1 pseudogene is annotated in these 233 nt (G+C 57.5%); it reads right to left on the bottom strand.

Annotation, left to right across the window (positions count from 1 at the left end):
* Nucleotides 1-20: 20 nt before the first annotated feature.
* Nucleotides 21-233: pseudogene (locus V5P19_RS24095) on the bottom strand (IS91 family transposase); the annotation flags it as partial.

Raw genomic sequence — 233 nt, 5'->3', positions numbered from 1 at the left:
CCGGGCACACTTAGCCTGTGTCAGGCCGGCATATACCTCAGCAGACTGATATCCCGCGCGTTTTTCTTCAGCCCTGATACATTCAGCCCCGCAATGGCCCGGCGGTATACCATCCGGCCGCCACACAGCACGCATTCGAACGGGTCACGACTCAGGAACTGTTTCACCATTTGTGCATAGCACACTTTCGCCACTGGTTCCGGCTTATCCATCCCCAGAGCACGGTACACCTG

This window comes from Enterobacter sp. UNJFSC 003 (assembly GCF_036903355.1).
GTDB lineage: Bacteria > Pseudomonadota > Gammaproteobacteria > Enterobacterales > Enterobacteriaceae > Enterobacter.
Note: the sequence above shows the minus strand (reverse complement) of the source record. Positions and strands in the feature narration are given on the sequence as shown.